The 18,464-nt window shown below is 62.2% G+C and carries 21 protein-coding genes and 1 riboswitch; of the genes, 11 read left to right on the top strand and 10 right to left on the bottom strand.

Annotated elements, in window-relative coordinates; genetic code table 11:
* Nucleotides 1-128: 128 nt before the first annotated feature.
* Both J2T57_RS20710 and J2T57_RS20705 read left to right on the top strand, forming a co-directional pair.
* Nucleotides 129-1,667 (top strand): inactive transglutaminase family protein, encoded by a 1,539-nt coding sequence (locus tag J2T57_RS20710; RefSeq protein ID WP_253484887.1) that lies wholly within the window; start codon nucleotides 129-131, stop codon nucleotides 1,665-1,667.
* Nucleotides 1,664-2,650, top strand: coding sequence for an alpha-L-glutamate ligase-like protein (locus J2T57_RS20705; protein WP_253484883.1), 987 nt, complete (start codon nucleotides 1,664-1,666; stop codon nucleotides 2,648-2,650). Before J2T57_RS20710 ends, J2T57_RS20705 begins: the two co-directional genes overlap by 4 nt.
* Nucleotides 2,651-2,832: 182 nt before the next feature.
* Here J2T57_RS20705 and J2T57_RS20700 read toward each other — a convergent pair whose 3' ends face one another.
* Entirely contained in the window at nucleotides 2,833-3,594 is a 762-nt protein-coding gene (locus tag J2T57_RS20700) for a MipA/OmpV family protein (protein WP_253484880.1), read from the bottom strand.
* Nucleotides 3,595-3,713: 119 nt separating this feature from the next.
* Here J2T57_RS20700 and J2T57_RS20695 point away from each other — a divergent pair, with 119 nt between their 5' ends.
* Entirely contained in the window at nucleotides 3,714-4,784 is a 1,071-nt protein-coding gene (locus J2T57_RS20695; protein WP_253484877.1) for a porin, read from the top strand.
* Here the strand turns inward: J2T57_RS20695 and J2T57_RS20690 are convergent.
* From J2T57_RS20690 to J2T57_RS20680, 3 genes are all read right to left on the bottom strand, one after another.
* A complete protein-coding gene (locus J2T57_RS20690) occupies nucleotides 4,781-5,386 on the bottom strand; it encodes a methylated-DNA--[protein]-cysteine S-methyltransferase (protein WP_253484874.1) in 606 nt (201 codons plus the stop codon). The two genes, J2T57_RS20695 and J2T57_RS20690, sit on opposite strands and share 4 nt — an antisense overlap.
* A gap of 179 nt (nucleotides 5,387-5,565) precedes the next feature.
* Entirely contained in the window at nucleotides 5,566-6,336 is a 771-nt protein-coding gene (locus tag J2T57_RS20685; protein ID WP_253484871.1) for an ABC transporter permease, read from the bottom strand.
* 16 nt (nucleotides 6,337-6,352) lie between these two features.
* Nucleotides 6,353-7,318 (bottom strand): ATP-binding cassette domain-containing protein, encoded by a 966-nt coding sequence (locus J2T57_RS20680; protein WP_253484855.1) that lies wholly within the window; start codon nucleotides 7,316-7,318, stop codon nucleotides 6,353-6,355.
* A gap of 116 nt (nucleotides 7,319-7,434) precedes the next feature.
* Here J2T57_RS20680 and J2T57_RS20675 point away from each other — a divergent pair, with 116 nt between their 5' ends.
* A complete protein-coding gene (locus J2T57_RS20675) occupies nucleotides 7,435-7,899 on the top strand; it encodes an LEA/WHy family protein (protein WP_253484840.1) in 465 nt (154 codons plus the stop codon).
* 131 nt (nucleotides 7,900-8,030) lie between these two features.
* Here the strand turns inward: J2T57_RS20675 and J2T57_RS20670 are convergent, their stop codons facing one another.
* From J2T57_RS20670 to J2T57_RS20655, 4 genes are all read right to left on the bottom strand, one after another.
* Nucleotides 8,031-8,768, bottom strand: a complete 738-nt coding sequence (locus J2T57_RS20670; protein WP_253484837.1) for a phosphoadenylyl-sulfate reductase — start codon at nucleotides 8,766-8,768, stop codon at nucleotides 8,031-8,033.
* 119 nt (nucleotides 8,769-8,887) lie between these two features.
* Nucleotides 8,888-9,751 carry a tetratricopeptide repeat protein gene (locus J2T57_RS20665; protein ID WP_253484834.1) on the bottom strand — a complete coding sequence of 288 codons (864 nt, stop codon included), beginning with the start codon at nucleotides 9,749-9,751 and terminating at the stop codon, nucleotides 8,888-8,890.
* Between the two features lie 78 nt (nucleotides 9,752-9,829).
* The gene (locus tag J2T57_RS20660) at nucleotides 9,830-10,177 is read right to left on the bottom strand and encodes a DUF1475 family protein (protein ID WP_253484831.1); all 348 of its coding nucleotides are present in this window, start codon (nucleotides 10,175-10,177) and stop codon (nucleotides 9,830-9,832) included.
* On the bottom strand, nucleotides 10,174-11,205 hold the full coding sequence (locus J2T57_RS20655) for an SAM-dependent methyltransferase (protein WP_253484828.1): 1,032 nt from the start codon (nucleotides 11,203-11,205) through the stop codon (nucleotides 10,174-10,176). Before J2T57_RS20655 ends, J2T57_RS20660 begins: the two co-directional genes overlap by 4 nt.
* A 129-nt stretch (nucleotides 11,206-11,334) precedes the next feature.
* On the opposite strand from J2T57_RS20655, the gene msrA reads away from it, so the two are divergent.
* Complete coding sequence (gene msrA / locus J2T57_RS20650; protein ID WP_253484825.1) at nucleotides 11,335-11,862, top strand: peptide-methionine (S)-S-oxide reductase MsrA; 528 nt, start codon at nucleotides 11,335-11,337, stop codon at nucleotides 11,860-11,862.
* A gap of 180 nt (nucleotides 11,863-12,042) precedes the next feature.
* Nucleotides 12,043-12,237: a hypothetical protein gene (locus J2T57_RS20645; RefSeq protein WP_253484806.1), complete on the top strand. Its 195-nt coding sequence runs from the start codon at nucleotides 12,043-12,045 to the stop codon at nucleotides 12,235-12,237.
* A 100-nt stretch (nucleotides 12,238-12,337) separates the two neighbouring features.
* Here J2T57_RS20645 and nadA read toward each other — a convergent pair whose 3' ends face one another.
* Nucleotides 12,338-13,390, bottom strand: a complete 1,053-nt coding sequence (gene nadA, locus J2T57_RS20640) for a quinolinate synthase NadA (protein ID WP_253484803.1) — start codon at nucleotides 13,388-13,390, stop codon at nucleotides 12,338-12,340.
* Between the two features lie 51 nt (nucleotides 13,391-13,441).
* Nucleotides 13,442-14,065, bottom strand: a complete 624-nt coding sequence (locus tag J2T57_RS20635; protein WP_253484800.1) for an NUDIX hydrolase — start codon at nucleotides 14,063-14,065, stop codon at nucleotides 13,442-13,444.
* 558 nt (nucleotides 14,066-14,623) lie between these two features.
* Nucleotides 14,624-14,728: riboswitch (SAM-I-IV-variant riboswitch) on the top strand.
* A 29-nt stretch (nucleotides 14,729-14,757) separates the two neighbouring features.
* On the opposite strand from J2T57_RS20635, the gene J2T57_RS20630 reads away from it, so the two are divergent.
* The 5 genes from J2T57_RS20630 (at nucleotide 14,758) to J2T57_RS20610 (ending at nucleotide 18,268) form a co-directional block, all read left to right on the top strand.
* Nucleotides 14,758-15,186 carry a DUF3293 domain-containing protein gene (locus J2T57_RS20630; protein ID WP_253484798.1) on the top strand — a complete coding sequence of 143 codons (429 nt, stop codon included), beginning with the start codon at nucleotides 14,758-14,760 and terminating at the stop codon, nucleotides 15,184-15,186.
* 24 nt (nucleotides 15,187-15,210) lie between these two features.
* Nucleotides 15,211-15,525: a hypothetical protein gene (locus J2T57_RS20625; RefSeq protein WP_253484795.1), complete on the top strand. Its 315-nt coding sequence runs from the start codon at nucleotides 15,211-15,213 to the stop codon at nucleotides 15,523-15,525.
* A 121-nt stretch (nucleotides 15,526-15,646) separates the two neighbouring features.
* Complete coding sequence (metK, locus tag J2T57_RS20620) at nucleotides 15,647-16,843, top strand: methionine adenosyltransferase (RefSeq protein ID WP_253484791.1); 1,197 nt, start codon at nucleotides 15,647-15,649, stop codon at nucleotides 16,841-16,843.
* Entirely contained in the window at nucleotides 16,836-17,453 is a 618-nt protein-coding gene (locus J2T57_RS20615; RefSeq protein ID WP_253484774.1) for a hypothetical protein, read from the top strand. Before metK ends, J2T57_RS20615 begins: the two co-directional genes overlap by 8 nt.
* Nucleotides 17,450-18,268, top strand: coding sequence for an N-formylglutamate amidohydrolase (locus J2T57_RS20610; RefSeq protein WP_253484761.1), 819 nt, complete (start codon nucleotides 17,450-17,452; stop codon nucleotides 18,266-18,268). Before J2T57_RS20615 ends, J2T57_RS20610 begins: the two co-directional genes overlap by 4 nt.
* Nucleotides 18,269-18,464: the final 196 nt, after the last annotated feature.

Genomic DNA, 18,464 nt, shown 5'->3' with positions numbered 1-18,464 from the left:
CGCGACATCAATTGACCGATCGGTCAAGCTTCACGAGAATAGCGATATTGTGGCCCCGCCGCCGCTTACCACCCCGCCTGCAAGCTTGCGTTCATGGGGTCCCTGACATCACCTGAAGGATATGCCCCTTGCGAAACCTACACCTCAAGCTCCTGGCTCTCGGGCTGTGTGGTCTAGGCGTTGCGGGGATCTGGTACAAGGTGGATGTACTCGGCCTGCCCCTCACCGCCGACGCCCAGACCATGGTCTGGACAGTGGAGGCCACAGCGTCGCTGCAGGCCGACGCCGGCCCCACTCGGGTTCAGTTGTTCATCCCGTCGAACCCGCCGGGCTTCAATGTCCTGAGCGAGGATTACATCTCCGGTGGCTTCGGGCTCACCCGCACCGGTGACGGCACCAATCGGCGCGCCGAATGGACTTCACGTCGGGCCAGTGGCTCGCAGACCCTCTACTACCGGATACAGATTTCCGAAGATCAGAGCGGGGAGACTGTCATCGCCGGGCCGCAACCGACGTTCCCGGAAGTCCCCGAGTACGAGGAGCCCTATGGCTTCGCCGCCATGACCTTACTGGACAACGTCCGTCAGGAGTCTGCGGACATTGCCTCATTCGCGCAGCGCCTTCTCATTCGATACAACGCCGAGTCGCCCGACGAGCATGTGGGCGTCCTGCGGAGCTTCGCCGAGGGTGACGCTGAGCATACCCGCAACATCATTCACATACTCGCCGGTGCGCGCATTCCAGCGCGGCCAGTGCAGGTGCTTTCGTTGCGGGACCAGATGCGCCGCGGTGCGCTGGAAAGCTATCTCGAGGTGCATAACGGCACGGAGTGGATCGCCTTCAATCCGAGGACCGGATCCCCTGGCTACGGCGACGACACCCTGGTCTGGCACTGGGGCGACGCCCCACTGATGGAAATCTCCGGCGGGCGGCAAGGTCAGGTTCAGTTCTCGGCGGCCCGCACGCCGAGGGAGACGGTCGCCGTTGCACAGCAGCAGGCCATGCTGGGCGGCTCGTTGCTCATGGATTTCTCTTTGCTGTCGCTGCCGATCCACACCCAGAATACCTATCGAATTCTATTGCTGGTCCCCATCGGTGCGCTGGTCATGGTGTTCATGCGCAACTTCATCGGCGTAAAGACCTTCGGCACCTTCATGCCCATTCTGATCGCGCTCGCCTTTCGCGAGACCGAGTTGCTGTGGGGCATCTTCCTGTTCACCGCCATCGTGGCCATCGGGTTGCTGATCCGCTTTTACCTGGAGAACCTCAAGCTTCTGTTGGTGCCGAGGCTCGCCGCAGTGCTGATCGTGGTCGTGGTTCTGCTGGCCGCTATCAGTATCCTGTCCCACAAGCTCGGCCTGGACCGTGGGCTGTCCGTCGCCCTGTTCCCAATGGTCATTCTCGCCATGACCATCGAGCGCATGTCACTGGTCTGGGAAGAGTTCGGCCCCGGCGAGGCAATCCAGCAAGGCGTTGGCAGCCTGGGGGTAGCAATACTGGGCTATCTGGTGATGTTCAATGACGAGCTGGCCCACCTGGTGTTCATGTTCCCGGAGATTCTGCTCATCATTCTTGCCGTGGTGTTGCTCATGGGTCGGTACACCGGGTATCGCCTCACCGAGATCTGGCGTTTTCGCCACCTGATTCGGGAGCAATCGGGCAAATGATCCGCCTCTTGCACGGCCTGCGGCGCTCCGGCGTGCTCGGCATGAACGAGCGTAACGCCGAATACATCATGGGGCACAACGATCGCCGCAACTATCCGCTGGTGGACGACAAGCTCATCACCAAGCGGCGGGCCGAGGAGGCCGGCATTCAGGTTCCCAAGCTCTATGCCACAGTGGAGATCGAGCGGCAGATCCGGCGTCTGCCGGCAATGCTCGGCGACTATCAGGACTTCGTGGTAAAGCCCGCCCATGGCAGCGGCGGCAATGGGATCATGGTGGTCATGGGCACCCAGCACGGCAACTATCGCCTGAGCAGCGGGCGCCTGGTCAGCGTTGACCACGTCGGCCACCACATATCGAACATCCTGAGCGGTATGCACAGCCTTGGCGGACAGCCGGACCAGGCGGTGATCGAGCAACGGGTGATTTTCGATCCCCTGTTCGAACGCATCAGCTACGGCGGTGTGCCAGACATACGTACCATCGTCTTCAAGGGTGTGCCGGTCATGGCCATGGTCCGGCTGCCAACCCGCATCTCGGACGGCAAGGCGAACCTGCACCAGGGAGCCGTGGGTGCAGGTCTGGACATGAACAGTGGCCGCACCACCACTGCCGTGTGGCTGGATCGTTTCACGGACCTTCACCCGGATACCGGCGACCCCATCGCAGGCGTGGAAATACCCGGGTGGGACTATCTGCTAGAACTCGCAGCGCGCTGTTACTCACTGGCGGATCTGGGCTATCTCGGTGTCGATGTGGTTCTGGACCGGGATCATGGCCCCATGGTGCTGGAGTTGAATGCCCGGCCCGGCCTGAGCATCCAGCTTGCCAATCGTGCAAGCCTGTCGCCGCGCCTGCAGGCCGTGGATGCTCTGGACGAGATTCCCCAATCGCCGGTTGACCGTGCAAGGCTTGCACAACGCCTCTTCGGAGAAGCCCACCCCCCCGAAAAAATCGATCCGCGCAAACCCGCAAACACCTGACAGGTCTGGAGAAAAATATTTCCTTGATAATTCGTCAAACTGTGATGGACTGCGCAGATATTTTCATTTTGCTGGCGCATGCTTACACCATCAAGCTCTCCTCCTAGGCGCGAATCGAGACCTGGAAACAGGTCTCACAGGGTCCAAGCGCTACTGCCGGCAGCTCCGCTGCCGGCTTTTTTTTAGAAGCTGTACGTCGCTGCGGCCAGCACGAACCAACGCCGGTTGCCATCCACGATCGGGCTACGCCGTAGATTATCGTCGAGCCATTCATGCTGAACCACCGCGACACCTGACCAGCGGCCGGCAAAACGGCGTTGAAGAAAGACCCCTGCGCGCCAGTTCCAGGCGGCCCCCGGACGATAGGCCGGACGGCCCTCCCGCTCCTCGCTGCGCCGCACTCCATAGTAGTAACCAGTCAGGTCCGCCGACTGCCAGCTGCCGCCAGCGAATACCCGCACCAGGGTCTGTCCGACCCGCTGGGGGTTCGACAACGACAAGGTCAGTTCCTGGCCGTCATGCCGCCCCAGAATATCCGTCGCCAATCGTGCATCACCACGCAGCCAGGGCGGCCCGACGGAGACTCCGACCCCGGCCTCGGCGGTGCGCCGCCGGCTGTCCATCCCCTCCACAACCGGCGCATCAGACTGGTTGTAGCGCTGCATTCGCGCCCGCAGGAACAGGTCGAACTCCGCTGAGCCCGGCCCCGGTTGACGCACGCCGGCAACAAGACCGCGCAAATAGGCGCGACGCCCCTCATAGCCGATGAACGGTATCCCGGTCACGTCGCTGCTGCTGCCGGGATAGGGGCGGCTGCTGGCCACCACACCCATGCCGGCAGACCACCCTCCCCGCTCCGGCGGATTGGCCTGCGCAGTGGCACCGCCAAAACCCAAACCCGCCAACAACACGACCACTGCGATGAACCCTGAACGCTGTTGCATGGGGCCGGTAACACTCCTTGATTTGATGCATTGACGGGACCGTCCCGGGCATCGATCGCTTGATGCCCGCCAATCGGTGGGCAAGAATGCGGCAATCATCGATCAGCCAGGAGTAGCCAGTGACTGCAGACCGGACCTGCCCGCCTCGTCTCCCCACTTCGCCCATCGCCACCGTATGCGGTTGCCTGCTTCTCACCACACTGGCTGCCATGCCCGCCGCTGCCGAGGTCAGCCTGTACGGCCAGTTTCACGCCGGCGTGGCCAGCATCGACGGCTCCGACGAGAGCCTGCGCGCTCTGAGCGACGAACGGGACGGCAGCTTTCTCGGCGCCGCCGCACAGCGGGAGATTGTCGACGGTCTCACCGGCGTCGGTCGGCTGGAACTGGGCTTCGACCTGACCGACTGGGACCGCGACGATGACCCGGTGTTCATCCGCCAGGGCTGGGCCGGGGTGCAGACTGCCTTCGGCACCATTCTCGCCGGTCGCATGGAAAGCGCCTATCAGCGCGCCGGCGGCCCGAACTGGGACGAGCTGACCGGCACATTCCTCGAGCAGCGACGCAATGGTGGCATGTCCGGCGGGCAGTATGGACACAACAGCTTCCGTAGCCGGCATCTGGAATACCGCACGCCCATGCTCGGCGGTTTCCAGGCCATCGGCCAGTTCAGCCTGGATGAACGCAGCGAAGACGAGGGAGACTACAACGTCGGCCTGGTCTACTTCGACGGCGCCTGGGAGGTTGCAGGCGGCTACGCCTGGAATGACGCAGCGCGCTCCGGCGAGAACCGAAACCTGAAGCTTGGCATTCGCTACGATGCCGGGGAAGCGGGCATCGGCTACCAGTACGAGGACGTCCGTATCCGCGATGAGGATGGCGCCGTCTACCCCTTCGCAGTTGCCGATACCGACGACGGCGTCGACTTGCTCACCGAAGTCATCGACACCGACATCCGCCATCACATGCTGACCCTGCATCAGCGCTACACCGCGGGCGTGCTGTGGCTGGCCGGTGCCTACATGAACGCCCGCGATGACGATTTCTCTCTGCAGAGCTACACCATTGCCTGGATCAGGGAGTTCGACGCCGGCCTGCGCTGGTACGTTGGCTACCAGTATCAGGATCGAAACCGGGGCTACCCGGACAGCCGGCTGAACATTCTGGCAACGGGGCTGCAGCTCCGGTTCTAGCTGGCCAGCGCCGACAGACGGGACTCTACCGACAACAGCCGACGCTTGCGGGAAACACCCCAGCGATAATTGCCGACGCCGCCGGTGGCCGGGACGACACGGTGGCAGGGGATCAACAGGGCCACCGGATTGGCACCAACGGCGCGGCCCACGGCGCGGAACGCGGTGGGCCGGCCGATACGCGTGGCCAGTTCACCGTAGCTCACCGTTGCCCCGGGCCCGACTTCCAGCAGCGCTTGCCAGACCCGCGCCTGAAATGGCGTGGCGATAACATCCAGCTCGACCCCGGCAGACAGACCTGCCCCAAGCAAGGGGGCAAGCATTCTCGCCGTACCGTCGGGATCAGTCACCATGCTCAGGCCCGGCCACTGCCGCAACAGTTGCCGGCGCAACAGCGCATCGGACACCCCGGGCCGCCGGAACAGCAACTGGGAGATGCCGCGCGAGGTTCCTGCCACGAACAGGCAGCCCAGCGGCGTTGTGTGCCAGGCAACCCGCAATTCCTTGACGGATGCCCGACTGGCCGGGCTGGTGTTGTAGCGAACAGAAACCGGGCAGTGCAGGTTGAGCCACGCCAGCCAGCAGGCCTCTCCCGGAGTCATGCTCAAGTGATCCATTGGCCCGCCTCGATCCGCAGCCTGTGGCGGCCTGGATGTCGTGGCGGGCGGCAAGGCCGCCGCCACTTCGCAGCGCGGGATGCTGATAGACAGATCGCGCCTAGGGTAAGGGTAGACGTCGAGACGTTCGGCGCCACAGCCGCAGGGGTGATCGCCGCCGGCGGTCAACTGGCAAGACGGCGGCGCAACAACCAGGTGGACAGCACGATCGCCCCAGAAGCGAAAACTGCAACTACAAGAACGTGTAGCGGCCAGAGTAAGGGAAGCGCCTCTCCCACCATTAGCGGTCTGGCGACCGAGACCACATGCACCAGCGGCAGACCGTAGGCCGCTGCGGCCACCAGCGCGGGCAGCTCTTGCAGGGGAAAGAACACCCCGCTCAGCAACAGCATGGGAGTCATCACCAGGGTGAAGTAGTAGAGAAAGAAGTCGTAGCTCCGTGAGATCGCCGTAATCACCATGGCGCAGCCGCCGAAGCATAAACCGGCGAGAAAGATCAGTGGCAGCACGAGCACCGCAATGGGCCCGGCGACCAGGCCGAGCAAAGAGGCTACCACCAGCATGGCCGTGGCACCCATGAGCGCCTTGGTGGCCGCCCAGACGATTTCGCCAAGCACGACGTCATCGACCCGCAGCGGGGCGTCCAGCATGGCGCCCCAGGTCTGCTGGATGGTCATGCGGGTGTAGGCGGAATACAGCGCCTCGAAGCTTGCCGTGAACATGGCGCTGGAGCAGATGATGCCCGACGCCAGGAAGACCATGTAGGGAAGATCATTCACATCACCGACGAGCCGCCCGAAACCGTATCCCAACACGATCAGGTAGAGCAGCGGTTCCCCGAAGTTGCCGAGAATGGACGGCACCATCAACTTGCGCCAGACGCGCAGGTTGCGTTTCCAGATAGGGATAAAGCGCAGCGAAAGCTCGGGCAGCATGAATTAGACTCTTCTTTCAGTCCCGCAGATCACGGCCGGTCAGCCGCAGGAAGACATCTTCCAGATTGGCCGGGCGGTGCCAGTAGCGCAGGCTGGCATCGGCGTTCAGCGCGGCATGCACCGGCTCGGGATCCACCGCATACAACAGCAGCGTATCCCCGACCCGCTCGGCCCGGTCGGCCAGCTGCTCCCCCTCCCGGTGCCAGCGCTCTGCATCGGCACCGCGCAACTCGAACACATGGGGCTCGATGTGTTCTGCCACCAGTTCGCGTGGACTGCCGCTCGCGACGATGCGGCCGTCGTCCACGATGGCCAGGCGATCACAAAGCCGCTCGGCCTCTTCCATGTAGTGCGTGGTCAGAATGAGCGTGCAGCCCCGGGAGAGCAGGGCCAGCAAGCGCTGCCAGATATGCTGACGCGCCTGGGGATCGAGCCCTGTGCTCGGCTCATCGAGCACCACCAGGGCCGGATCGTTGATCAGCGCCCGCGCCAGGGACAGTCGACGCTTCATGCCGCCGGACAGTGCCTGAATCGGCGAATCCGCCCGCCCCTCCAGGTTGGCGAAACGCAGCAGATCGTCGATACGGTCCGCCACCTCAGCGGGCTTGTAGCCGAAGTAGCTGGCATAGGTGACCAGGTTCTCGCGAACGGTGAAATCCGGATCCAGGTTATCCGCCTGGGGAACGATGCCGATGCGCACGCGGGCCTCCCGGGCACGGGATGGGACGGGCTCGCCCAGCACCTCAAGGGTGCCGTCAGTGGGCGGGGTGAGCCCGAGCAGCATGCGCAGGGTTGTGGTCTTGCCCGCGCCGTTGGGACCGAGCAGCCCGAAGCACTCTCCCGGACGCACATCCAGATCGATGCCTCTCACCACCTCAGTCTCGCCATAGCGCTTGGTGAGGCCACGGGCCGTGACAATGGCCGCATCGGCAGCCGACACAGTCGCAGCGGGGGCGTCTACCAGATTGATTGAGCTATTCATGCGCTTGCCTGTAACAGTGGCAGGAGCGGGTTACGACCACGATGGCCGGCAGTGGTTCTCCCTAGCTTGGGTTACACTGGACACGCCCTCAGACCCGACACCGGAGACTCCCGTCCATGATCCTACGCGGCGCACTCGCAATTCTCACCTTTGCCGCTGTTCTACTCGGCGGTTGCGCAGCCCTGCAACCGGAGATCAAGGAACCGACCTACAAGCTGGACAGCGTGGAATTGCTGCAACTCGGGCTCACGGAACAGCGCTTTCGGCTGACCTTGCTGGTGGACAACCCCAACAACCGCGCGCTGCCGGTGCGGGAGCTGCGCTACTCGGTGGATCTGGAGGGCATTCCGCTGGCTGACGGCAAGTCGGAAGAGCGCTTTACCCTGCCGGCCAATACCGAGCTGCCCGTTCACCTTGAGGTGCGCACGAGACTGCTGCAATCCCTGCCCGAGTTGATGCAGAAGATGGACGGAAGTACCCGGCAGCTCGCCTATGAACTGCGCGGCGAGGTCGATTACGGTACGCTGATCCGCGGGACACGGCCATTCGAGCGCCGGGGACGGCTGACGCTGGATTTATAGGGAACATGGTTGTTTGTTGACGGTGCGTTACGGCCTTCGGCCTAACGCACCCTACGACAGGCACGGCGTAATGTAGGGTGCGTTAGCGCGAAGCGCGTAACGCACCGAGCCGACGCCCGATCACTCCCCGATCACACCAACTCATGCAATCCGCACTCACGCTTCAGGCCGAAGAAGCGGGTTTCCTCTTCGCTCATGTCCGCAGTGATGCGACGGGTAGTGTGAACGTCGCCGATCGAGACGTAACCCTCGTGCCACAGCGGATGATAGGGAAGCCCGTGCCCTTTCAGGTACTGGTAAACGTCGCGGTCCGTCCAGTCGATGATGGGATGAATCTTGATGCGGCCGTTCTGCTGCTCGACCACACTGCGAGTGGCACGGCTGCCCGCCTGCTGCCGGCGCAAGCCGGCAAACCAGGCGTCGGCACCCAGGTCGCTGAGGGCCCGACGCATGGGCTCGACCTTGTTGATGCGGTTGTATCGATCAATTCCCTGTGTGCCCGCCTCCCACAGTCTGCCATAGCGCGCCTCCTGCCAGGCTGGGGACAGTTCCGGGCGGAATACCTGCAGATTCAACCGCAGGCGCTCCGTCAGGGTATCGATAAAACGGTAGGTTTCCGGAAACAGATAACCGGTATCAACGAGTACCACTGGGATATCCGGCCGCTGCGACGTCACCAAGTGCAGCGACACAGCCGACTGGGCACCGAAGCTGGAACTCAGCACGATACGACCGCAGAAACGCTCAAGCCCCCAGCTGACCCGGTCTTCAGCTGAGAGTCGTTCCAGTTCCTGACTCACCCCCTGCAGAGACTGGTAGTCATCATGGTTCGGCGCTGGGCGGACTGCCTGTTGGGCTGTGGACGCCATGGTGTCGGTCTCGCTCCGGTGAAGGATACAGGTCCAACACCTTAGCGCCGACCACTTAGATGAAAAAGGAATCGATATCTCTAAACAAATATCGAAACTGCATACCGAACACCCCGCCGTCAGGGTGCCGGCACTGACTGCTCCTCAGCCCAGACCCGCGCCCGCTCAAGGGATTCCGCCTTCTCGTCGTCAGAAAGCATGGTCTGCTCCAGGGTGTGTTGCAGTTCTGCAGCCTGCTCATCACCCGCTGCCGCTGCCAGGGCGGCCCACTTGTTCGCCTCCACCGGATCGGCCTCAATGACGTCACCCCGGGCCAGCAGCAGGGCGAGCAGTGATTGCATATCCGGGTCCCGCGACTCCGCACCCAGCCGCACCGCGCTCAGGCCCCGGGCAACGTCACGCTCCACACCGATGCCGTCCAGATACATGCGACCGAGGAATCGCGTGGCGTAAACCATTCCGTCTTCCAGGGCATCCAGCAGCAAGGCCTCGGCTTCAGGGCCCAGGCCTTCCCGGCCGCCAAGAATATCAGCGTAGTACACCGATCCCAGGGCCAGTTTGGCCTGTGGTAAATCCCGCTCTATGCCGAAACGAAACCACTGCTCGGCCTGCGCCCGGTCACGCCCGACCAGTCGCCCTTCCAGGTAGATCCAGGCCACATGGAGGCTGTAGCGGACGGCTCCGGTCTCAGCCGCCCGCCCGTACCAGTGAACAGCGCGGTCGCCGTCCTGCTCGACGCCCAGGCCCTCCTCGTAGAACCAGCCCAGGTTGGCGCTGGCCAGGGGCGACCCGTCTTCGGCGGCGGATAGAAACCACGGATAGGCGGCTTCGTAATCACCATTGGCCTCAAGATGGTCCACACCGATCCGCGCACGTTCATCCGTGGCGTAGGTCTCGTCGGCCGCGTCCGTCCATTGGGGCGGGGTGGCAGTGGCCAGCCCGCAGATCAACAGGAGCGCCAACGGAAGACAGCGTAACCACATTGCGCTTGCACCTCGTTTTCGCCTCGAGGCGCACAGTGCAACATGCATCCATGACAGCCGTGTTACAGCTGTCGCCCCCTAAGCGGCGTCGGCCCGGTCCCGGCGAAGCAGCAAGGCCTCGATGCCGTCGCCCGGACGCAGGGAAAACAGCTGAATCAGGAGATAGATCGCGATGGCCACGTTGCCCGTCAGGAGTACCGCGATCAGCCAGCCGATCCGGCGCAGCCAGGTGGGTTCCTTATAGGCCATCCACAACCAGATGGTTAGAAAGCCGAAGTACGCATCCATGAGTGCGGCCTGCACCCAGGGGTCGCGGCCCAGGTCAGCCAGCGCTTCACCAATGCCGCGATCAGCACTGGCAAACAGGATAATGGCGACCATCGCCACCAGAACCGCAGCAAAAAAGAGCCGCAGACCGGCGATCATTCAGGCCGCTCGAACAGGTAGTGGGACACGTACCATTCGTCGCCATTGCGATAGCCGAACAACTCGGCGCAGGCCATGAAAAAGACCCGCCAGCGGTTCACCCAACGACTGATCTCATCGGCGCCATAGACGCGAGAGAAGATGGGTTCGATCTCCGCCTCGGCGGCATCCATGCGCTCAAGCCACTGATTGCAGGTGCGCTCGTAATGGCGGCCGTTGACCCGCCAGCGCCGGCGCAAACGCAAGTGATCCTGGAAATGCAGCGGCAGGGCATCCGAGGGCATCAGGCCGTCGGTGAAGAAGTGACGGCCCATCCAGTCGTTCTCGCCCTCGGTCTCGAACACATAGGCCAGATCGCGATGACAGAAGATGTGTATGAATAACCGGCCACCCGGATGCAGCCAGGTACTGACACGCCGCATCAACTCCTGCCAGTTACGCATGTGCTCGAACATCTCCAGCGAGACAACGCGATCAAAGCGTTGCTCGGTGGTGAACTCGTTCATGTCCGCGGTGATGACAGTGAGGTTCGTCAAACCGGCCTGATCGCGCTGGTGCTCGATGAATTCCCGCTGCGAAGCCGAGTTCGACACGACGGTGATGCGGCTCGCCGGGTAATGCCGCGCCATCCACAGCGACAGGGCACCCCAACCGCACCCGAGCTCGAGCACATCCTGGCCGTCCTCCAGGCCCGCCCGCTCGCACGTGACCGCGAGCATGGCCGCCTCCGCCTGCTCGAGGGTCTCGTCCCCTTTGGGATACAGGCAGCAGGAGTATTTCAGGTGTGCACCCAGCACGCGTTCGAAGAAGCCGGCCGGCAACTCGTAGTGCTGCTCATTGGCGGCATCGGTGGACATAGCCACCGGGCTGGCGTTCATCGACGCGATCAGTTCATGGAGTCGTTCATTGCGCTGCTCGCAATCGCCGCCCTCTTCCTTCAGCCGCTCCTGCAGTAACTGGCGGATACCCAGACGCACCAGGCTGTCCGGCACCTTGCCTTTTTCCACGAGCCCGATGAGCTGTCGCATTCGCCCTCCCCTGTGGGTTTTCTATACTGCTGATTGCGGCGACACCAAGTCGCAGAGGTCATTATCAATGAATTGGTTCCATAGTCACCCTGCAGGAGCGCAGAACAGCAAGGCGGGGAATCTGTCTTGATGAGTGCAATCCACGCAATGGCCACGCTGGCAGGCGGCTGTTTCTGGTGCATGCAACCCCTTTTCGATCCCGTACCAGGTGTACTGGCCACCCGGGTCGGCTACACGGGGGGCCATGTGGAGAACCCTAACTACGAGTTGGTCTCAAGTGGCACGACTGACCATGTCGAGGCGGTCCAGGTGCTGTTCGAGCCCGAGCGAGTCACCTATGGCACGCTGCTGGCACTGTACTGGCAACACATCGACCCGACCACCTCCAACCGTCAGTTCTGCGACGTCGGGCCGCAATTCTGCCCAAGCATTTTCTACCACGACGAAGACCAGCACCGAATCGCCCGGGAGATGCTGGATGAGGTCAAGGACAAGTACCCGGACCAGGTCATCGTCACCCGCGTGCGACCCGCCGGGCCGTTCTACCCCGCCGAGCCCTATCACCAGGACTATTACCGTCGTTATCCGGAGAATTATGCGGCCTACCTACGGGACTGCGGGCGGAGCCTGTTGCCAGGGGCGGTACCGGCGTCGTGATCAGGCGTCATGCGGCGGCGGCACATGCGCCAGCCTGACACACCTGCTCAATGGCTGGCCTGGAGAAGCCGAAAATTCAAGTGACTGTTTTCAATGAAATTCACTGACTGGCACGCAGCATGCAAACCTCTCAAGCGAGTCTTCGGACTCACCTTTGCAAGCAAACCTGAAGGAGGTTTCATGACTGCAATCAGCAAGCTTCGTTTCGCCCTTCTCGCCATGATCGTCGCATTTCTGATGAGTGCTGCGGGTATTGCCCAAGCCGGTCAGGTCGACCAGGGCGAAGCGGGCGACGGCGCAGCCATTGATTCGGTCGATACCGTCCAGTGGGATGACGACGATGATGACGACGACGACGATGATGACGGTTGGTAAGACCGTCGTTATCTGACACTTAGTCAGAGTTCGTCAGCAAAGGAAGCCGCCGGCCACCCCCCCTGGTCGGCGGCTTTTTCTCTGTGGGTCAATTAAATGCTCAGGCGTCGCCGGCTCCGGCGATCTGCTTTTTCTGCTCACGACCGAAATCGAGCATACGCCCCAGGGACACCATTGCCCGCTTTGCGACCGCTGGATCCACATGAATCTCGTCGGCCCCGGTCCGCAGGGCGGCATCGAGATTGCGCAAGCCATTCATGGCCATCCAGGGACAGTGCGCGCAGGAGTTGCAAGTTGCACTGCGCCCCGCGGTTGGGGCCTCGATCAGCTGCTTGCCAGGTGCCGCCTCGCGCATCTTGTGGAACAAACCGTTGTCGGTGGCGACGATGAATGTCGTGGCGTCCAGTTCGGTGACTGCCCGCAGCAATTGTGTGGTGGAACCGATGACATCAGCCTGATCAAGCACACCAGCAGGAGATTCGGGGTGGGCGAGCACCTTGGCATCGGGGAGCTGACCGCGCAGCGCCTCAAGCTCCACCGCCTTGAACTCTTCGTGAACGATGCAGGCGCCGTCCCACATCAGCATGTCGGCCCCGGTCTGCCGCTGGACGTAATCACCCAGGTGCTTGTCCGGCGCCCAGAGGATTTTCTCGCCCTGGGCGTGCAAATGACGAATCACGTCCAGGGCGATACTGGACGTCACCACCCAGTCCGCCCGTGCCTTCACCGCCGCACTGGTATTGGCGTAGACCACCACGGTGCGATCCGGATGCTCATCACAGAACGCCGCGAACTCATCCGCCGGGCAACCGATATCCAGGGAGCAAGTGGCCTCCTGGGTCGGCATGATCACGCGCTTTTCGGGGCTCAGTATCTTGGCCGTCTCACCCATGAAGCGCACACCGGCCACCACCACGGTACTGGCCGGGTGCTCATAACCGAATCGGGCCATCTCAAGGGAGTCGGACACGATGCCCCCGGTTTCGTCAGCCAGACGCTGAATGTCGGATGCGGTGTAATAATGCGCAACCAGCACGGCGTCATGCTCTCGCAAGTTCTTGCGAATGCGGTGCATCAGCAGGTCGCGCTCGCCGGCTTGCAGCGTTTCGTCCGTGCCGAACGCCTCCCTGCGGGCCACTTCGGGCCTGTTCATGCCAACTGACTGCCGCTCATTCATGGTCAACCTCTGGCCTATGGGCCCTCGTCACTTGATGATGTCGACTCGACCGGGCTGACGCACCCGGTAAAGCCGTGCCGGTCGATGGCTGCCACCACGGAACCATTCACCGGTTTCCTCGATACAACGCAGACCCTGCAAACGCCTACGGAAATTACGCTTGTCCAGGCTCTCGCCCAGAATCACCTCATACACCGTCTGCAACTCGCTCAGCGTGAAACGCTCGCCCATGAACTGCAGGGCGATGGTCGAATACTCAAGCTTGGCCGCCAGCCGCTGATGCGCCAGAGGAACGATTTCATTGTGGTCGAACGCCAACGCGGGCAGCTGATCCACCGGCGCCCAGCAGCGGTCGTCCGAATCCTTCATCACCGTCTCGCCCAGACGATTGGTCGGCGCCAGCGCGTAGTAGGTAACCGTGATCACCCGACCACGCGGGTCACGACCAGGCCGTCCGAACGAGTACAACTGCTCCAGATAGATGCCTGAAACGGCGGCCTTGGCCTGCAATACCCGGGCGGCGCAGTCGTCCAGGTCTTCCTGCTCGTGCACGAGACCGCCAGGCAAGGCCCAGTAGCCGCCGAACGGCTCCCGCGGCCGACGCACCAGCAACACCATCAGCCGGTCATCGCGGATGGTGAACAACACCACGTCAGTTGAGACGGTTTGGGAGTGCGCCGAAAAGGCCAAGGGAGCTACCGTTGGTTCATGTCAGTCGCATGAACTTAGTGTATGACGAACACTATGTCAAAGATTTTTGCAGACGAGGTGTCCGATTCATCGGGGCTTGGTGGCCATGGACGCATAACACTGGATTATTGACAGAAGGGCTGGATTATTGACGCATAATTCTGGACTGGCGCTGTACGCGAAATCTGGGGCGGGATGTTGGGGATGGGCGCGCAGATCTCGCGTAGCGCGAAAAATACACAAAACTCTGTTATTCTTAACTTTTTTTCGACCACCACTTGAGCAAATGGTCTTCTCTAAGCTGTGGCACACCTAAATTCTTGGCCATAAGACCGTTTCCCGATAATTTTCGCCGTGATTTATACCCTCTCCGTCCGCATCAGTGCTACGTCACGTAGTTGCCACTCGCCATGGCACCTCATTAAACGCACAAGAAGCACACAGACCCAGGAGGCGAGCCGGCTGACAGTAGGCGCACAGGCACCGGTTGCTTTCATCCCGGCAAGCGTATACCTTTCAACTTGTCATCAAGAGTTGGGTCGACACCCAAGCCAACCTGCCTCTCCCGGGTAAGGTGGATCGCGAAAGCGGATGTGGCTCTCAGGAGCAACGTGCGGGATGTGTCGGCCCTCCATTGTCTGGAGGGTTTTTTTATGTCCGAAAGCCAGATTGCCAGCGACCTGCAACTCGCCTATCGCAACACGCTCTTCCGTGTGGACGGCTCCCCCGACCCATTCACGATCCGTATAGGAGAGCGCTCTCCGGAGATGGATCAGCTATTCGATGCCACGGGCACCCGCTGGGCGACGCTGATTACTGCCTACAACCCCTACAGCCATCAGGCTTCCCCAGGGCAGAACGAATTCCAGAACGGCCGGCTGGCGCACATCCTCACCATCCTCTCGCGGAAGGTCGTCACCGCTAATGGTGAAGTCCCGGACGGCGACTGGCCGGCGGAGCCGAGCTTACTTGCCGTCGGGCTTGCTCCGGCAGATGGGCGGCGCCTCGGCGCGGAGTTCTGCCAGAACGCCGTCGTCGAGTTTGAGATCTACAAGCCCGCCCGCCTTGCGCTGCTCAGATAGGAATCGGATCCAGGAGGAAGGCCCATGCCTGCACCCAATAAGATGCGCGAGTATTACGGCCGTCGCGACTATGCCCGCAGGACTCTGGGTGACGCCATCCAGCACTACCTGCCAAGAGAATACCAGGAGGCCTTTCTAGAGATGAAGGCTCGCCTCGAGGAAGCGGAAGAGGACCTCGGCCGCATGACGAACAAGGGCGACATCTTCCAGATCGAGGTGGAGGAAGGCGGCCGCCTCTATGTCTGGTTCAAGCGCGGTGGCGTGCTGCACGAATATCTGTTCCTTAGGAAGGCGGGAACCTTCATGCGGCCCTACGACCGCCTGCAGTACAAGGACTAGCCCACATACGCTCTACATGTCGACAGGAATGCATGGACTGGCCCGCCTCACGGGCTGGGGGGATTTGTTCCGGATTGCCACCCCCGGCAGAACGCCAAAGTGGCTAAAGAGGAGAAGACGAATGCTTTTCCGCAACGGTCTATTCACGTCGGAGTCAGTCTCGGCCGGTCATCCTGACAAGCTCTGCGACCAGATTTCCGACGCCATTCTGGATGCGTTTCTTAACGGCGACCCCGATGCCAGAGTGGCCTGCGAGACGCTGGCCGCCGATTCCACCATCATCGTCACGGGCGAATTCCGCACGGCAGGCGAAGAGCTGTTCCGAGAAATCGAGGCAGCCGCGCCGGACATTGTCCGCACCGTACTTCGCGACGCCGGTTATGGCAGCAGCGAGCTTGATATCGACCCCGACACGTGCCGGATCGCCGTGCACTTCAATCACCAGAGCCCGCAGATCGCACGTGGCGTCGATCGGGCCGACCAGCAGCTCGGCGCTGGCGATCAGGGCATGATGTTCGGCTACGCCACCAACGAAACCGACGCGCTGATGCCCCTGCCCGTCTCGCTCGCCCACGACCTGCTCGCCAGGGGCGGCGACTTGCGGCGTCGGGGCAACAGCGGACTGCGCCCCGACGCAAAGAGCCAGGTCACCGTCCGTTACCGGGACGGCAAACCCGCCGGCGTACAGTCGGTAGTGCTGTCCTGGCAGCATGAACCTGACGTTACGCTGCCCCAGGTTCAGGATCTGCTTCTTGAACAGGTCATCGATGAGGTCATCCCCCGTGACATGCGAACGGCAGATTTCCGGCTATGGCTCAATCCCGCCGGCACCTGGAGCATTGGCGGGCCAAAGGGAGACACGGGTCTGACGGGGCGCAAGATCATCGTCGATACCTACGGTGGCGCCTGCCCCCATGGTGGCGGAGCGTTCTCCGGCAAGGACCCGTCGAAGGTTGATCGCTCGGCGGCCTACGCCGCGCGCTACATCGCACGGCATGTAGTGGCCGCCGGCCTCGCCGAGCGGTGCACCGTGCAGCTTGCCTATGCCATCGGGCACCCGGAGCCGGTCTCGGTGTCGGTGGACCTGCACGGCACCGGACGCGTTGCCGAATCGGCATTGGAGGCAGCGATCCCCCGAGTCTTCGACCTCAGCCCCCGCGGCATCATCGAGGAGCTGCGACTGAACCGCCCCAACTACCGCAAGACGGCGACCCTCGGCCATTTCGGCAGGCATACGGACCCCGCCGAACACCCGTGGGAGACGAATCCGCACACCGATGCCCTGATCGCCGCGGCGGGAGGACAACTCCATGGATGAGTACCATGCAAGCGTGTACAGACTGATAGAGCGCACGGTGGGGCAAGAGATCTACCTACTGGCTTTGCATATCACCCCACCGACAAACTACGAGACCGCAACCGCGATCACTCGATGTGGCGATTCGTACACGGCGCACGAGATTGTTGTGGACGGCGAAAAGCGAAGCCCCTTCTTTCGCATCAGCTACTGCGAGTCGGGCGCGTTTGGGGAACAGGGCACATGGCAGGAGAGCGACGATACGAAGGCGTTTCGCCCAACCCACCGGTCCTGCCCACTTCCGCCCTCGTTCGCGCAGCGTGTTGCCCGCGCCTGGGAACGCATGGCATTTCTTCGCGACACCTTTGGCTTCCCCCTCTGCGATGGTGCATCGACCACACTTTTCACACCCTCGGGCAGGACGATCTCCATCTGGCCCACCGCTGACGACAGCGAGGCAGCACTTCTCACTACGATCGAGATAGAGGTTGCCCAGTACGCAATGGCGACAACCGCAGTGGCCGCCAGTCAACACCTGGCACTGCTGGATGCGGCGATCAGTCGTCTTGAGGGCTTCCTCGACCAGCCCGTTGCGACCGGCCGGCGCGAGATGCGGAGCCACCAGTCATGAGCGACAAGTCTTTCGAGATCATCGGCGCAGGGAATCCCGCGATTCCCGTCCTCGCCCACATTCCCCATTCGAGTACGCATGTGCCGGAGCGTTACCGCAGGCACCTGCTGGTTGATGGAGCAACGCTCGATCGGGAGATCATCCGCCTGACGGACTGGCACACGGATACCCTCTTCTCCTCGCTTTCCGAACTTGGGGCCATCCGGTTCGTCAATCGCCTCTCGCGGATAGTCATGGACCCGGAGCGCTTCGCGGATGATTCGCGGGAGCCGATGTCCAGGGTCGGCCAAGGGGTGGTATACACGCACACCACGGAGGGACAGCCGCTTGCGTGCATATCCGACGCGGAGCGAGAGCAACGTATCAGGGATCTCTACGTACCCTATCACCACGCTCTGAACCGAACGGTGGCCGGGTTTCTGAAAAGATTCGGTGAGGCGCTGATCATCGACTGCCACTCCTTTGCGACCGATCCGCTTCCGAGCGAACCCGACCAGTCACGGAACCGGCCGGACATCTGCATCGGGACTGATCCTTACCATACGCCGGATGCATTGAGCGAAGACCTCGCGGCTGCCTTTCTGCGGCAGGGCTATTCAGTGGAGATTGACAGGCCATTCAGCGGAACGCTGATCCCGACGGACTACTACCGAAAGGACGGGCACGTGCAGTCGATCATGATCGAGGTGCGACGCGGGCTGTACTGCAATGAGGAGAATGGGAGCGTCAAGTCGACGTTTGAAGCGACCCGTGAATCGATAAGGCAGACCACACGGGAGCACCTCCTGGCGGGAGAAGACTTCAACACGCCGTAATCAACCAAGGCAGTACACTCTCGTGCAAGGCACTCCACGCCCGCACACGGACACATGCGATGTGCACTTCCCCGGGTGTCGTGGACACTCCGACGCTATGATGGACTTCCCCGGGTGTCGTGGACACTCCGACGCTATGATTCGAGCATAGGAGGAAGCCCATGAGCACCCAACGTTACACCCCCGAATTCAAGGA

Origin of the sequence: Natronocella acetinitrilica (genome assembly GCF_024170285.1) — a bacterium.
Classification (GTDB): Bacteria; Pseudomonadota; Gammaproteobacteria; order Nitrococcales; family Aquisalimonadaceae; genus Natronocella; species Natronocella acetinitrilica.
Note: the sequence above shows the minus strand (reverse complement) of the source record. Positions and strands in the feature narration are given on the sequence as shown.

Bases quoted from the DNA above. Each gene is read 5' to 3' on its own strand.
- J2T57_RS20705 (WP_253484883.1), top strand. From the start codon at position 1,664: ATGATCCGCCTCTTGCACGGCCTGCGGCGCTCCGGCGTGCTCGGCATG.
- J2T57_RS20700 (WP_253484880.1), bottom strand. From the start codon at position 3,594: ATGCAACAGCGTTCAGGGTTCATCGCAGTGGTCGTGTTGTTGGCGGGT.
- J2T57_RS20690 (WP_253484874.1), bottom strand. From the start codon at position 5,386: ATGACTCCGGGAGAGGCCTGCTGGCTGGCGTGGCTCAACCTGCACTGC.
- J2T57_RS20685 (WP_253484871.1), bottom strand. From the start codon at position 6,336: ATGCTGCCCGAGCTTTCGCTGCGCTTTATCCCTATCTGGAAACGCAAC.
- J2T57_RS20680 (WP_253484855.1), bottom strand. From the start codon at position 7,318: ATGAATAGCTCAATCAATCTGGTAGACGCCCCCGCTGCGACTGTGTCG.
- J2T57_RS20675 (WP_253484840.1), top strand. From the start codon at position 7,435: ATGATCCTACGCGGCGCACTCGCAATTCTCACCTTTGCCGCTGTTCTA.
- J2T57_RS20670 (WP_253484837.1), bottom strand. From the start codon at position 8,768: ATGGCGTCCACAGCCCAACAGGCAGTCCGCCCAGCGCCGAACCATGAT.
- J2T57_RS20665 (WP_253484834.1), bottom strand. From the start codon at position 9,751: ATGTGGTTACGCTGTCTTCCGTTGGCGCTCCTGTTGATCTGCGGGCTG.
- J2T57_RS20660 (WP_253484831.1), bottom strand. From the start codon at position 10,177: ATGATCGCCGGTCTGCGGCTCTTTTTTGCTGCGGTTCTGGTGGCGATG.
- J2T57_RS20655 (WP_253484828.1), bottom strand. From the start codon at position 11,205: ATGCGACAGCTCATCGGGCTCGTGGAAAAAGGCAAGGTGCCGGACAGC.
- msrA (WP_253484825.1), top strand. From the start codon at position 11,335: ATGAGTGCAATCCACGCAATGGCCACGCTGGCAGGCGGCTGTTTCTGG.
- J2T57_RS20645 (WP_253484806.1), top strand. From the start codon at position 12,043: ATGACTGCAATCAGCAAGCTTCGTTTCGCCCTTCTCGCCATGATCGTC.
- nadA (WP_253484803.1), bottom strand. From the start codon at position 13,390: ATGAACAGGCCCGAAGTGGCCCGCAGGGAGGCGTTCGGCACGGACGAA.
- J2T57_RS20630 (WP_253484798.1), top strand. From the start codon at position 14,758: ATGTCCGAAAGCCAGATTGCCAGCGACCTGCAACTCGCCTATCGCAAC.
- J2T57_RS20625 (WP_253484795.1), top strand. From the start codon at position 15,211: ATGCCTGCACCCAATAAGATGCGCGAGTATTACGGCCGTCGCGACTAT.
- metK (WP_253484791.1), top strand. From the start codon at position 15,647: ATGCTTTTCCGCAACGGTCTATTCACGTCGGAGTCAGTCTCGGCCGGT.
- J2T57_RS20615 (WP_253484774.1), top strand. From the start codon at position 16,836: ATGGATGAGTACCATGCAAGCGTGTACAGACTGATAGAGCGCACGGTG.
- J2T57_RS20610 (WP_253484761.1), top strand. From the start codon at position 17,450: ATGAGCGACAAGTCTTTCGAGATCATCGGCGCAGGGAATCCCGCGATT.